Genomic DNA, 11,673 nt, shown 5'->3' with positions numbered 1-11,673 from the left:
CACGCCGCCGGTGGCGGCAGGTTGGTGGTCAGGCCGTTGCCGCGGCGATGGCCCGCTCAAAGCGCGAGGCCAGTTCGGCGTTGACCTCGGCCTTGGCCAGGCTGTCAGCGGTGCCCTTGGCGCGGTGCAGGGTTTCGTACTTGCGCAGCTGGGCGGCAGCCTCAACCAGATCAACCAGAAGGTTCGGTGCCTGGGCGATCAGCCGGGCATTCGCCCTGCGCAGATCCATGCTGAGCTCGACAAGCCCAACCTCGGTGAATGTCATAGCATCGCCACAATCGGCGATCATCCAGCCATCGGAGGGCAGCGCCTTCACGCCGTCTCCGCTGTCGGCGCCCAGGCCGGTGAAGACTTCGGTTTCGTTCAGGACTTCCCAGGGGCCTGGCGTGTGCTTGTGTTTCGTCATGGCAGTAGCTCTCCATGCCCGCGCATGTCGGCGGGCTTGAGTAGTTGGGGGAGGGGTTATGCTGCTTGCTTGCGCTTGGGAGGGGACGGTGGATAGCCGAAATGCATCCGGACACGGCCGGTGTATCCGCATTCTCGGCAGCCGGCCGGCTGGTGGGCGTTGTAGCCATAGCTACAACTCGAGCAGTCGCAGCTGCAGCCTGAGCACTCCATCGAGCACACCCCAAGCACCTCGACCTCGCCTTCTCTGCTGATGGAGTAGTTGTGGCGACTGTCCAGGCGGAACCCGGTGATTTTCTCGGCCTCCTCGTAGGTTGCCGGGACTATGCGGAAGCCCCACTCTGCGGAAGGATCGGCAACTGTGCGGGTTACCTTCCTCATCGCGGTGCCCGATAGATCAGATAGGCCATGTAGGCGAGGGCGATCATGGCTTCCACCTCTTGCCGACGCGGTACACCATCATCATGTTGTGATGGAGTGGCACTTTCAGGACGTGGTTGAAGAACTCGCCCTTTCCAGAGATGAATCCGGTAGGCACCTTGGTTCCTCCGGCGCCGAATTCACGCCAGCATTCTTCTCCGCCGTTCTTTTCCCAGTAGGCGCGCTCGCGCTTTGGGATCTCATCGTAGGTTTTTTCGAACACGGAGATATCCGGGATATCGCAGATCCGGCGCCATGCGGGATTGCGGTTGCACCATTCAGCAGCATGCTGAGAGGCTTGATCCACGGAGTAGAATTCCTTGGTGCTTTGTTCGGTCATGGCTTGACCTCCTCTGGCGGATGAACCGGGCACGGCCAGCGCAGTGAGCCGTCGCCGGATGGGCAGGTGCAGGTCATGGCGCCACCTTCAGGCCCTGGGCCTCGATGGACGCACGACACTCATCGATGCCTTCCTTGTGGGCAAATGCGGATTCAGCATGTTGGTAGCGGCGGGCGCCAGCAATTGCGTCGGGCAGCTCCACCACCACAGCCTCGCGAGAGGCCTGCCAGGCCCACCAGGACATGCTCACCAGCGGCGGATTTGCAGCCAGGGTATGGGCTGCGAGTTCGCGCGAGCCTTCACCGAGAACCCTGACGTACTCCTCGACAAATTGAGCCTCGAACTGCTCGCGCATCTTTTCTGCTTTCGTCACAGCTGATACCTCTCATCATTCCAGGCCGCCGGCGCGGCAGCAGGTGTAGGTTCTGGTTGGGTTTCGTGCGGGGAGAGCTGGCGCTCGTTGCCGGCCTGCAGCTGGCTGTCGGGGATGCAGAAGATCGCTTGCCGGCTGCCATAGCTGCCGTACAGCACCCAGCAGGTCGCGCCGCGCTTCTGGTCGTGCACGACGGAGATAAATATATCCATGGGATATACCATGGTCAACTCCATTGGATATAAAAATTTCTTTGGGCATGAAAAAGCCCGCGCTAGGCGGGCTCATCTTGGGGGGGGAATTCCGTGAGGGCTAAGCTACGGCGCGCTCCAGCCTCTGGATTTCTTTCGCACCGTCGAATGCGCTGTGAACCGTGAGCAGGTCAAAACCCTTCTTCTCAGCCATGTCTTGGAGCTGCAGAATTCGTTCGTTGTAGCTTTTCCTGGTAGTCGGCCTCGATGACTCAATGCTTGATTCATAAGGAACCACCAGCATCATTGCAGCACGATGCTCATGCCGTATAAGGGCATCATGGTCCTTGAGCTGTTCAAGCCTGAAAACCTTCGCTGTGGCGGTTTCGAATAGAGACCCAAGGCGATAGTTGGGAGAAATGCTACAAACGTTCACCGCTACCCTTGAAGAGAAGTAGTCGCACTGAAGAGAAAGGGATGCTCCGCGAATCGTCACGTCAACCATGGCATTGAAATAAGGGGTCAAGCCGGCGTCAACCCGTTCCATTGCTTTGCAGACGCGCTTCCAATAGGAAGAGCGATCATGGCTAGATTTTCCTCCCTCCGCATGAATATGACTGAGGCTTGAGCACAGATCGGATCCTTGAGAGATGACGTCCTGTAGGTCGTAGCCAATCCCTTCACGAGCATCACCAAATATCACTCCGTGAATGCCTGAGGTTTGGCCCTTGATGAATCCGCGTTTTGCATGGCGCATAGCCTTGGTAAGCGCGAGGCTCATCATAGCCTTCATCCCAGGAGCGGAGTCACCGTAGAGGCATTGAAGCGCTTTATCAGTGATGGTCAGCTCGCCAGCAACTTGACCGTTTGCCGCAGCCACAATTCCTATGGTCAGTCGTTCGCCGGATTCGACGACGGGCTCGAGATAGACTGGAGCCCACTGGGCTTCGCAGGATGGGAATTCCGGGACTCCCTCAAAATCAGGCACGTGGACGTTCATTGGATAGATCTATGTGAACTTGGCGGAGTCCTAGGCCGCTTTCTAGCAGCGCAGGCATATGGCTGAGTCGGTCCTGTAGGAACTGCATTACTTCGGTAACGTGAGCTTCAGTGACCTTGCATGGGCCTGGGAGAGACCCGCTGCCATGAGCATGGTAGTCGATCTCAGAGAGGCAAAGGGCCTCCTCTTTCAGGCGCTGCTCGGTCCTGCGAAGCTCGAAATTGCCCAAGTCTTCGGATAAGCGAGCAAGAAGGTAATTCTGGACCTTTTCATGCGCTCGAACAATCGGGTGACGTAGCGCTTCCTCGTGGTCAATTAGCCAAATTTTTCCATCGGCGCCCATGAGAATGTTGCGAAGGTTGCGGTCCCCGTTGGCGATCAACTCATCGAACACGATAGCCATACGCACGTGAGCCCACTTGTTAAGCAGGTCATTAACATCATCTAGCCTGGCGATGCGAGAGATAGGTGCCGCGCCGCAGTCCAGACTCGCTACGCAGAGCTCGTAGTCAGATGCGGTACCGACCGTCTGGCCGCGTGCATATACGGGAATCGTTACGGGGATCGGAAGCCCCAACGATTGCCCTAAGAGCGAGCTCAGCACCTCTGCGTAAATCAGCTTTGCTGGGAGCATCTTCACGTAGGCGTTGAATCGTTCGCGACCTTTTACCTGGACGGTGCCATAGAAAAGGGGATGCTGCCCGCAGACCGATGGGTCCGATACACGCTTACCTGTTAGGAACAGCCCTAGATCAATCTGGCTTGGAACCCGTTTTTTTGTTTCGAGCATGGACATTTTTGCTGCCCTGTTCCTTCAGATTTTCTTTGGTTTCTCCATGCTTAACCATGGAGAGGAGGTCATCAGGGCTGTCCCCGCTTTCTGCAGCCTTGAAGGCTGCCCCGATAAGGCCTGCGATATGGCCTGAAAAGCTCGTTCCAGGCTCAATGCCATTCATGTGAATGATTTCATTGCGAAGCTTGATTAGGGTCTCAACCTGCCTCCGAGTCAGGCTTTTTGCCGAAGCCTGAGCAGCTATCACAGAAATGGCAGCCGTGACCTCTAGAAGCAGCTCGTCCGCATGCGAAACCCATCGCGATGTAGTTTCTGGCTCTCTCGGCAAGCCTTCTGGGTACATCGTTGAGGCTATCGCTTTGATCTCTGCATCCAGTCTCTTGCTGTACCTCCCAACCGGTATTCCAGTTAGGGAGTAGATTTTTGCGGCCATTTCCTTATTGAGCGGTCTCTTTCCGTTCAGATGACCGTTCAGGTTCCCCTGGGTCATTCCTAGCTCTGCGGCCAGTTTGTCCTGGGTGAGCCTCATATCCTTCGGCAAAGAGGCGTTATGAACCCTAAGCGCCTCTTTAAGGGCGGCGCACTCGGCTTTTTCCCAGTCTTCCAGCTCTCGCCGGTCAGTGCTCGATCTCGTCATTCCGCAATCCTATTGCCATTGGAAATACTTTGCTATTTCCAATGGGCTTGATAAAAATATCCCTTGGATATAATCTTGACCCGAACACAACCTGAGGGCGATCACATGCGCCGCATACCTCTCAGCCAATTCGCAGACGAGCAGGGGCAGACCCGAGCGGCATGCCTGCTTGGCATGACTCAGGGAGCCCTGAACAAAGCCCTTCGAGTTGGCAGATTGATTTTCGTGAATGAAGGCCCTGATGGCGCCTTCACAGCAGAAGAATTGCGTCCGTTTCCGGTCCAGTCCGCGAAAAGAAGCGCCGCATAACCCATTTCAACGCAAGGAGCAGTACCCGTATGGCCTATGACAACCCCGCCCACAAACGCAGCGAAGTAGTGAAGTCCCGCTACAAGCCGGAGGACGTTCGCATGCTTCGAATGGAAGCCCGCGCGGCCGGGATGCAGTTGGCTACCTACGTTCATGAGCTCTCGATGATCGCCAGGCGCCTGGGCGCAGCTGAGCTGATCCGCGAAATCCACGGCTACGGCAAGCAGGATAAGACGGCTTAAAGGCCTTATGGAGGGCCTATGCCTGAAAGCACCTTCGATTTGCTGGAGAAGGGGGCTCAGGAAGAGGTTCGGCAGTTGAGTGCCGAGCTTGGATGGAGCCTCGAGTACGCCGCCAGCCAGTACCTGGAAGCAGGTCGATCACTGGCGGTGCAGGCCCAGCTGAAGCAGATGCGGCATACAGCCCCACTGCTGTCGCTGGTAGATCACAAAAAGGGCCTCGAAAGGGCCTAAGTAGAGCAGGAGAAGGGCATGAGCGCGAGAGAACCGAGCAAAGCAGAGATTGAAGCCTTGAAGGAAGTGCTCATTGCAGTGCTTCCGAAGACAAGCATGGATTCTCTGGCGGCTGTTGCAGAACAGAGCGCAGCAGCCGTCAGGGCAGCTTTCGAGAAGCTGCATCAGAAGAATGCTATCGAGTGAGAGAGCTGCTTCCCACAGGCATTCCTTTGACCTGCTCAAAGTGCTCAGTGAGCTTCTGATGGGTGGCGATTATGGAATCAGCTTCTCGGCCTGCGATTCCAGATTTCAGTTGTCCTGCTCGAATGAGCTCTATCACCACCTGAAGGGCTGCTGTGGCGGCAGTACGGTTCAAATCAACTACTTCAGCCATGTCCGGTCTCCTTGGACCTTGTTGTGTGGAAGCAAAAAGCTACCACGGAAGTGCCGGACACCCAATGCAGCACCGCAACACCAAATCGCAGAGACAAAAAAGCCGGGTTCGCGGCCCGGCTCTCTGCAATACACAACTTGTGAAGGGAATTATGCATATGCAGACCCCAAGTGTACAGGCCCTGCAAATGGTCGCGCCACAAAACGACGGGCGCGATTCTGTGGCGCGGATGTCCTCCAGAGAGATCGCCGAACTGGTAGGTTCCAGACATGATAGCGTGAAGCGAGCCATGGAGCGCCTTCAGGAAAAGGCCATTGTGAGCTTTTCACCGTTGGTGGAAACCTCTCATCAAGGCCCAGGCTCCCGGCCTGTCGAGGTTTATCTGGTCAACAAGCGCGACAGCTTCGTAGTTGTCGCCCAGCTGTGCCCGGAATTTACCGCGGCGCTGGTCGACCGCTGGCAGGAGCTGGAGGGGCAGGTGGTCGCCACACTGCCAGATTTCACCAATCCAGCTGCCGCCGCGCGCGCATGGGCCGACCAGGTCGAGCAGAGGGAGGCCTCCGAGAAGGCGCGTTTGCTGCTCACTGTCGAGGTCCAGGCCCAGGCCAAGAAGATCGACCACCTTGAGAACCTGTTCAAGGAAGGCATGAGCCATGTCCAGTTCTGCAAGGGCCTCAATGGGGTCAATGTTATGCAGGTGGGCCACTTCCTCGAGCGCCGCAACTGGCTCTACAACGAGAGCAAGTCCGGTACCCGGTACCGCGTGGCTGCCTATGCCCGCGACAAGTACATGACCGAGCATCAGCAGGAGATCACCCCGCACGGGAAAGAGGCGTTCATCAGCTACACGCCGATCCTCCTGCGCAAGGGAGCCGTGCGCCTGTACGAGCTGTACCTGGCCGGCGAGCTGCCCATGAAGAAAAACTGGGACGGCCTGCATACCCACGACAAGGCCGTGCGGGGTGCAGCATGACCTACGACGAGATGAGGGAAGAGGTCGCTGAGGCGATCTGGGATGTGCGCCGGGATCATGAAGACCGGTGCGATCAGGAGCTCGAAGAGCTGGGCAAGGATCATCCCGTTTGGGAAGAAGCTGATTCGGTGATCACCACATTGGCTGGGCTTGGCCTGCTGGTGCTGCTATGAGCATCATCCGCGCGCCTCGTCCCGAAGCCAATTTCTACATGCTCAACAAGTCAATCAGCGAGGACGGGCGCCTGAGCTGGGCTGCCCGTGGCTTGCTGGTATTCCTGCTGGGCAAGCCAGATCACTGGGCCGTGTCCGTTACCCACCTGCGCAACGAGACTGCTAAATCCTCGAAACCGACTGGGCGTGACGGCGTGTACGGCCTGCTGCAAGAGCTGATCGCCGCCGGCTACGTCGAGCGCCGCCAAGACCGTGGCGAGTCCGGTTTGCTGGGCGAAACCCACTACTTCGTCTCGGAAACACCGCTTCCGGCTTTGCCGTATCCGGTTGAACCGCTTCCGGCTCAGCCGTATCCGGCAAATCCGACACTAGTAAGTATTGAAGGTAAGCAAGGACGGAAGGGAGCAAGTACCGACGCTCGCCAAAGCGAGCTGGTGGACTTCGAACGCTTCTGGAAGATCTACCCGCGCAAGGTTGGCAAGGCCGACGCCAAGAAGGCCTGGGCGAAGATCAAGGTCTCCGCTCACCTGTTCGACCTGATGGCCGCCTCCTTGGCTGCCTGGACCGTGTCGACCGACTGGACCAAGAACAACGGCCAGTACATCCCGCACGCCGCCACTTGGCTGAACGGCAAGCGCTGGGAAGACGAACTTCCACAACCGGCAGGCGCCACCCCATTCGCATGCCGCCGCCCGGCCAGCGGCCCTAACTTCAACGACACCAGCTGGGCTGATGACCTGGGGGATCTATGAGCGCACAACCGAAACTGCGAAGCGTCACGCAGATCATGGCGGTGACCAAGAACGTGCCGGCCGAGGTACAGGCCCCGACCAAGCAGCTCGACCCCGGCACCACCGAAGTCGTCAACGCCCTGTTCAAGGAGCTGCAGGCCATCTTCCCAGCGTGGAAGCAGGCCTGGCCGGATGACGAGGCCCTTAAGGCTGCCAAGCGCAGCTGGATCAAGTCCTTTGTCGCCGCAGGCATCAACACGCTCGAGCAGATCCGCTTCGGCATACAGAAGTGTCGGGTGCTGGGTACCGACTTTGCTCCGAGCAGCGGCAAGTTCATCAAGCTGTGCCAGCCGACTCCGGAAGAGATGGGCATTCCGCCTCTTGCGCAGGCCCTGGCAGAGGCGCTGGAGAACTTCCACCCCAGCAGGGCAGGTTCCCGCACCTGGTCGCACGTAGCGGTGCGCCACGCTGCCCTGCAGTGCGAGGCGCAGAACCTAGGATCGATGGAGGTGGAGCGGGCCGAGAAGGTGTTCGCCCGGGCCTACGACATCACGATCCGGATGCTGGTCGCCAGCGAGCCACTGGGCGACATCGCCACCGGCATCGGCCACGACAGCCAGAAGAGCGCCGCTCAGCTGGCGGACGAGTACGCCGCCCAGAAGCAGGTTCGCCTGCTGGAAATCCAGCAGATCCCAACCAGCGCCGCTCAGTGTCGCGCCAGCCTGCTGGCCAAGTTGAACATCAAACGCGCCGGGCAGCCGGCCGGGGAGGGGGTGTGAAGAGTGAAAGCTTGAGCGGGAAAACTGATCGGCCTCTCACCCGCGATGACACTTTTCCGCAAGGTTTCCGCGGGCTTGAGGCCGTTGAGCGAGATTTTATAAATCCGAAAAGTGTTGATCAAGAGGGATGGATGGCTGAGTTAACCATTCGCTTGCAAGGAGGCCGCGCATGACCATCGACAAGCAAAAGCTCCAGCCCCTGCTGTGGTCGGTAGTCGCCTCCTGGCGCGCTGGCAGTGATGCCCTCGAGCGCCACACGGATGCCCTGGACGAGTTCCTCGGCGAGACGACGGTGGAGGAGGTCGCACTGGGCCTGCTGGACGAGATCAGCCAACTCACAGCTCGGGTGCGCGCCGCAGAGAAGCAACTGCAGGAGGTGGCCAATGCCTGACCTCAACATGATGTCTCAGGCTGCCCGTTCCGCTGCCATGCGCGGAGGCACGGACGGCTGGGGACGGGTCGGAGGACTACCGGGCCAAATTCGATACTACGAGCCTGCAAGCGGAATCCGCCGGCTCTGTAACTGCGGATGTCGTCGAAGGGCTACGCACCGCGGCATGGCAAATGGCGTGTGCCTGACCATGGGCTGCGAACTCTCGATGCGCCGCTGGGTGAAGGAGGCGAACCGTGACTGAGAAGATCAGCGTCAACAGCCAGGCCAAGCTCTCCGAAGCGGTGACCAGGCTCACCCGCCTGTTCCGCGACAAGAAGTTCGTCGTCGTCAGCATGCGCCCGGGCAAAGACCGCACCCTGGACCAGAACGCCTTGTGGTTCGCCATGTACGACCGCATCGCCAAGAGCACCGAGATGGGTGACATCGAGGACGTGCGCCGGTACTGCAAGCTGCACTTTGGCGTGCCAATCATGCGCGCTGGCTGCGAGGAGTTTCGCACCGGCTGGGCGGAGTCGTTCATCCACCTGCCGTATGAGGTGAAGCTTCGCCTGATGGGGCCGTGTGCCATGTTCGGGCCGGATGGCTTCCCGGTCACCCGGCTGTTCGACCGGGCCCAGGGCTGCCAGTACACCGACCGCATCGTGGCGGAGTTCGCGCAGCAGGGCGTGGTGTTCAGCGACCTTCTTAGCGAGGAGGCAGCATGACACTGGCCAAGGAGATCAAACCGAAGAAGTGCAAAGCGCCAGGCTGCGGCAAGCACTTCAGGCCGGCCATGACCACGCAGAAGGTTTGCAGCGTCGCCTGTGCTCTGGCCATGGCCAAGGAGCCGAAGGCGCAGAAGATGGCGGCCAAGGCCATCACCAAGCAGAAGCGCGAGGAGCTGCAGGAGCGCCGGGAGAAGCTGAAGACCCGCCGCGAGCACATGGCCGAGGCGCAAACTGCGTTCAACGCTTACATCCGCGAGCGTGACGCCGGCCTGCCGTGCATCAGCTGCGACTCGTTGCCGAGCGATCACGACCTCATCACCGGCAGCCGCTGGGATGCTGGGCATTACCGGTCAGTGGGCGCCTGCCCGGAACTGCGGTTCGAGCCGCTGAACGTCCACCGCCAGTGCGTGAAGTGCAACCGGAACCTGTCAGGTAACGCGGTCGAGTACCGCATCCGCCTGGTTAAGCGCATCGGCGCCGACCGGGTGGAATGGCTCGAAGGGCCTCATAAGCCCCAGCGCCTGACCATCGAAGACCTGCAGGCCATAAAGGCCCTATACCGCCAGAAACTCCGTGACCTCAAGAGGGCAGCAGCATGACCTGGACCACCGAACAAATCGTCGGCCTGCTCCTGCTGGCCATGTTCATCAGCTCCACCTGGTGCGTCACACGCGGCCAGCTCATCGCGGATCGCCGGAAGAAGGAGAACGGCCAATGAAGTGCCAAAGCGTTTTGGCAGCAGTGGTTCGCGCCCTGGCGGCGGATACCGTGAGCGGTGTAGGTGGTGGCGACTTCGAGCCGAAGGTCCAGGCGTCCAAGCTCAAGGGCGAGATCACCGGGAAGGATGCGGCGATGCTGGTGGACTGCTGGGTGCACGCGAGGCTGCACCGAAAATTGATCCCGCGGCACTGGAATGCGCTGACGGCCAGGTTCTCGACCCACAAGGCCAAGAAGGTGGAGGCGATCGGCAAGCTGGTTCCGCTGATTGCCTCCCAGGCGCCGAACCTATTCCGGTACAAGGCGGTGACGGCCTGGGCCATTCCGCCGGTAAAGGGCGTGCACGCTCAGTCGGGCCGAGAGGTGGCCAGCAGGTCGGCTCGAGAGCGAGCAGAGTTCGATTCGCTGCAAGCTGGCGTGGTGCAGCACCTGGCGGGTGGCGAGATGCCCGAGGATGCCGGCCAGGCACGCCGCGAGCAGTACGTGAAGCGGTCCTCCGACATGATCGTGCTGCCGGCCGAGTTCTACGACATCAACACCTGGGACGGGCAAGGCCTCAACCGCACCACCTACTGGCGCTGGAAGAAGGCCATCGAGAAGGTGCTAGACGAAATGGTGGCCGAGGCGCTGGCAGCGTCTAGCAAGATCCTTGAGGAGGAAGGAATTTTGATGGCAGATGCCGCTTGACACCCGTGCAACGATGCAACATTATTTGTTCATCCTGTCATTCTTGCGTGTGTTGAGGAATGATGACCGAGCACTGGCATGCGGTTATGTCACACCCGGGTGGTTGTTGATGGTAGTTGGCCTTGTGGTTCTGTTGGTTATCTGGTTCCTGCAAGCGCTCACTGATTCACCTAAAGCAGTACAACAACTTGGACAAGAAGGGGAAAAACGTATGGGTAAGGCTATTACTAAAGCAAGTGTAAATCTCGCAGCAAATGCTTCTACGGCCTACTACGTCAACAACCTGCCCGCAGTAACCATTGGGGCCGACTGAAATTTTTCAGGGGCCCAGAAGAGCATTAAGCCACTTGTCCGGCTGCCTCAATACGAAACCCGGCCCTTAAAAGCCGGGTTTTTTGTTGCCTGAAGAGGGCCTCAAAAGTGCCCTGCCTTGAGGCTGCGGCTTTTGCCTATTAGGTCAGGCGAATGAACCCGGCTGCGACGCCTGGTTGTTTTTGAACATGCTCGAATTTCCCAGTTGCGACCAAGTCATCGATAACCTCTCGCACGGCTTGCATCGTGTCAGGGTTTTTCGCGTACCGGGTCCGCAGGAAGTGATCGAGAGATTCTTCCTTGACCTGGCTCAGCCCGCCAGTAACTGCCCCAACAAGCATCTTACGGTCAGGGCGCTGCTGCAGTTCATCAATCAGGCGGCCTGCGTAGAACCCTGCTTGACCACCGCCGTAGGGCAGGTTGATCCACTCAGGGTCAGCAGGTGCAACGCGAACAGGGGAATTCAATGCGTCCAAGGCTTTCTCCAGTTGTTCCATTTTCGATGTGTGGGTGAAGTCAACCAGGCGGTCTCCAGTGGTTTGGGATACGCCAAGTTGCCTGCATAACTCAGCCTTCTTCATCCCGCGCCGCATCATCTCGTTCCACAGAGCGATCTTTGCCACGGTGACAGCTGGCAGATGAACAACGTGCTCACCATCTTGGGCAGGCGTCGCCTCAGGAATCTGACGGCGCTGCTCAACGTACAACGACAGGACGGTTTCAATCCCGTCGAGAGCTTCGCGAATGGCGTGCTCTCGGTCATCACCAAAGCTGTTCACTTCTGGCAGGTCACGGCAGAACACCGCCAAACCAGGGGCGCTATCGTCCTTCTCAAATCGTACTGCGTAGTCGTACATGGTCACTCCTGGTGGGTGATAGTCCA

23 protein-coding genes are annotated in these 11,673 nt (G+C 59.0%); 14 read left to right on the top strand and 9 right to left on the bottom strand.

All coding sequences use genetic code 11. The features are described 5' to 3' along the window. Positions 1 to 28: 28 nt before the first annotated feature. From ACVWZ5_RS01070 to ACVWZ5_RS01040, 7 genes are all read right to left on the bottom strand, one after another. A complete protein-coding gene (locus tag ACVWZ5_RS01070; protein ID WP_457340348.1) occupies positions 29 to 406 on the bottom strand; it encodes a hypothetical protein in 378 nt (125 codons plus the stop codon). Between the two features lie 423 nt (positions 407 to 829). Then, positions 830 to 1,165, bottom strand: coding sequence for a hypothetical protein (locus tag ACVWZ5_RS01065; protein WP_457340347.1), 336 nt, complete (start codon positions 1,163 to 1,165; stop codon positions 830 to 832). A gap of 73 nt (positions 1,166 to 1,238) precedes the next feature. After that, entirely contained in the window at positions 1,239 to 1,538 is a 300-nt protein-coding gene (locus ACVWZ5_RS01060) for a hypothetical protein (RefSeq protein ID WP_457340346.1), read from the bottom strand. Next, a complete protein-coding gene (locus tag ACVWZ5_RS01055) occupies positions 1,535 to 1,774 on the bottom strand; it encodes a hypothetical protein (protein WP_457340345.1) in 240 nt (79 codons plus the stop codon). The genes ACVWZ5_RS01060 and ACVWZ5_RS01055 overlap by 4 nt, the downstream gene beginning before the upstream one ends. Positions 1,775 to 1,850: 76 nt before the next feature. After that, positions 1,851 to 2,729 (bottom strand): hypothetical protein, encoded by an 879-nt coding sequence (locus tag ACVWZ5_RS01050; protein ID WP_457340344.1) that lies wholly within the window; start codon positions 2,727 to 2,729, stop codon positions 1,851 to 1,853. Further along, the gene (locus tag ACVWZ5_RS01045) at positions 2,710 to 3,525 is read right to left on the bottom strand and encodes a HipA family kinase (protein ID WP_157966826.1); all 816 of its coding nucleotides are present in this window, start codon (positions 3,523 to 3,525) and stop codon (positions 2,710 to 2,712) included. Before ACVWZ5_RS01045 ends, ACVWZ5_RS01050 begins: the two co-directional genes overlap by 20 nt. Next, positions 3,482 to 4,159: a hypothetical protein gene (locus ACVWZ5_RS01040; RefSeq protein WP_457340343.1), complete on the bottom strand. Its 678-nt coding sequence runs from the start codon at positions 4,157 to 4,159 to the stop codon at positions 3,482 to 3,484. The genes ACVWZ5_RS01045 and ACVWZ5_RS01040 overlap by 44 nt, the downstream gene beginning before the upstream one ends. A 105-nt stretch (positions 4,160 to 4,264) precedes the next feature. On the opposite strand from ACVWZ5_RS01040, the gene ACVWZ5_RS01035 reads away from it, so the two are divergent. Genes ACVWZ5_RS01035 through ACVWZ5_RS01020 form a run of 4 tightly spaced genes read left to right on the top strand, consistent with a single transcriptional unit; the run spans position 4,265 to position 5,127 of the window. Further along, positions 4,265 to 4,468, top strand: a complete 204-nt coding sequence (locus ACVWZ5_RS01035) for a Cro/CI family transcriptional regulator (RefSeq protein ID WP_457340413.1) — start codon at positions 4,265 to 4,267, stop codon at positions 4,466 to 4,468. A gap of 29 nt (positions 4,469 to 4,497) precedes the next feature. Beyond that, positions 4,498 to 4,710, top strand: a complete 213-nt coding sequence (locus ACVWZ5_RS01030; protein WP_263155403.1) for a hypothetical protein — start codon at positions 4,498 to 4,500, stop codon at positions 4,708 to 4,710. 18 nt (positions 4,711 to 4,728) lie between these two features. Continuing rightward, a complete protein-coding gene (locus ACVWZ5_RS01025; RefSeq protein WP_457340342.1) occupies positions 4,729 to 4,941 on the top strand; it encodes a hypothetical protein in 213 nt (70 codons plus the stop codon). Between the two features lie 18 nt (positions 4,942 to 4,959). Beyond that, positions 4,960 to 5,127 (top strand): hypothetical protein, encoded by a 168-nt coding sequence (locus ACVWZ5_RS01020; protein WP_457340341.1) that lies wholly within the window; start codon positions 4,960 to 4,962, stop codon positions 5,125 to 5,127. On the opposite strand, the gene ACVWZ5_RS01015 is transcribed toward ACVWZ5_RS01020, so the two are convergent. Continuing rightward, on the bottom strand, positions 5,117 to 5,317 hold the full coding sequence (locus ACVWZ5_RS01015; RefSeq protein ID WP_457340340.1) for a hypothetical protein: 201 nt from the start codon (positions 5,315 to 5,317) through the stop codon (positions 5,117 to 5,119). The genes ACVWZ5_RS01020 and ACVWZ5_RS01015 overlap by 11 nt on opposite strands. 157 nt (positions 5,318 to 5,474) lie before the next feature. Here ACVWZ5_RS01015 and ACVWZ5_RS01010 point away from each other — a divergent pair, with 157 nt between their 5' ends. The 10 genes from ACVWZ5_RS01010 to ACVWZ5_RS00965 all read left to right on the top strand — a co-directional run bounded on the left by ACVWZ5_RS01010 (position 5,475) and on the right by ACVWZ5_RS00965 (position 10,791). Further along, positions 5,475 to 6,290 carry a Rha family transcriptional regulator gene (locus ACVWZ5_RS01010; protein WP_457340412.1) on the top strand — a complete coding sequence of 272 codons (816 nt, stop codon included), beginning with the start codon at positions 5,475 to 5,477 and terminating at the stop codon, positions 6,288 to 6,290. After that, positions 6,287 to 6,463, top strand: a complete 177-nt coding sequence (locus tag ACVWZ5_RS01005; RefSeq protein WP_457340339.1) for a hypothetical protein — start codon at positions 6,287 to 6,289, stop codon at positions 6,461 to 6,463. Before ACVWZ5_RS01010 ends, ACVWZ5_RS01005 begins: the two co-directional genes overlap by 4 nt. Then, a complete protein-coding gene (locus ACVWZ5_RS01000; RefSeq protein WP_457340338.1) occupies positions 6,460 to 7,215 on the top strand; it encodes a hypothetical protein in 756 nt (251 codons plus the stop codon). The genes ACVWZ5_RS01005 and ACVWZ5_RS01000 overlap by 4 nt, the downstream gene beginning before the upstream one ends. Then, positions 7,212 to 7,973 (top strand): replication protein P, encoded by a 762-nt coding sequence (locus ACVWZ5_RS00995; RefSeq protein WP_457340337.1) that lies wholly within the window; start codon positions 7,212 to 7,214, stop codon positions 7,971 to 7,973. The genes ACVWZ5_RS01000 and ACVWZ5_RS00995 overlap by 4 nt, the downstream gene beginning before the upstream one ends. Before the next feature lie 169 nt (positions 7,974 to 8,142). After that, entirely contained in the window at positions 8,143 to 8,364 is a 222-nt protein-coding gene (locus ACVWZ5_RS00990; RefSeq protein ID WP_457340336.1) for a hypothetical protein, read from the top strand. A gap of 236 nt (positions 8,365 to 8,600) precedes the next feature. Further along, positions 8,601 to 9,071 (top strand): hypothetical protein, encoded by a 471-nt coding sequence (locus tag ACVWZ5_RS00985; protein WP_457340335.1) that lies wholly within the window; start codon positions 8,601 to 8,603, stop codon positions 9,069 to 9,071. Beyond that, on the top strand, positions 9,068 to 9,673 hold the full coding sequence (locus ACVWZ5_RS00980) for a recombination protein NinG (protein WP_457340334.1): 606 nt from the start codon (positions 9,068 to 9,070) through the stop codon (positions 9,671 to 9,673). Before ACVWZ5_RS00985 ends, ACVWZ5_RS00980 begins: the two co-directional genes overlap by 4 nt. After that, positions 9,670 to 9,792 (top strand): hypothetical protein, encoded by a 123-nt coding sequence (locus ACVWZ5_RS00975; protein WP_457340333.1) that lies wholly within the window; start codon positions 9,670 to 9,672, stop codon positions 9,790 to 9,792. The genes ACVWZ5_RS00980 and ACVWZ5_RS00975 overlap by 4 nt, the downstream gene beginning before the upstream one ends. Continuing rightward, complete coding sequence (locus ACVWZ5_RS00970) at positions 9,789 to 10,478, top strand: hypothetical protein (protein WP_457340332.1); 690 nt, start codon at positions 9,789 to 9,791, stop codon at positions 10,476 to 10,478. Before ACVWZ5_RS00975 ends, ACVWZ5_RS00970 begins: the two co-directional genes overlap by 4 nt. Next, entirely contained in the window at positions 10,468 to 10,791 is a 324-nt protein-coding gene (locus ACVWZ5_RS00965; RefSeq protein WP_457340331.1) for a hypothetical protein, read from the top strand. Before ACVWZ5_RS00970 ends, ACVWZ5_RS00965 begins: the two co-directional genes overlap by 11 nt. Positions 10,792 to 10,930: 139 nt before the next feature. Here the strand turns inward: ACVWZ5_RS00965 and ACVWZ5_RS00960 are convergent, their stop codons facing one another. Further along, positions 10,931 to 11,647 (bottom strand): type II toxin-antitoxin system HicB family antitoxin, encoded by a 717-nt coding sequence (locus tag ACVWZ5_RS00960; protein ID WP_457340330.1) that lies wholly within the window; start codon positions 11,645 to 11,647, stop codon positions 10,931 to 10,933. Positions 11,648 to 11,673 lie beyond the last annotated feature (26 nt).

Source organism: Pseudomonas sp. TE6283 (assembly GCF_054060555.1).
This window is presented reverse-complemented; position numbering and strand designations above follow the sequence as displayed.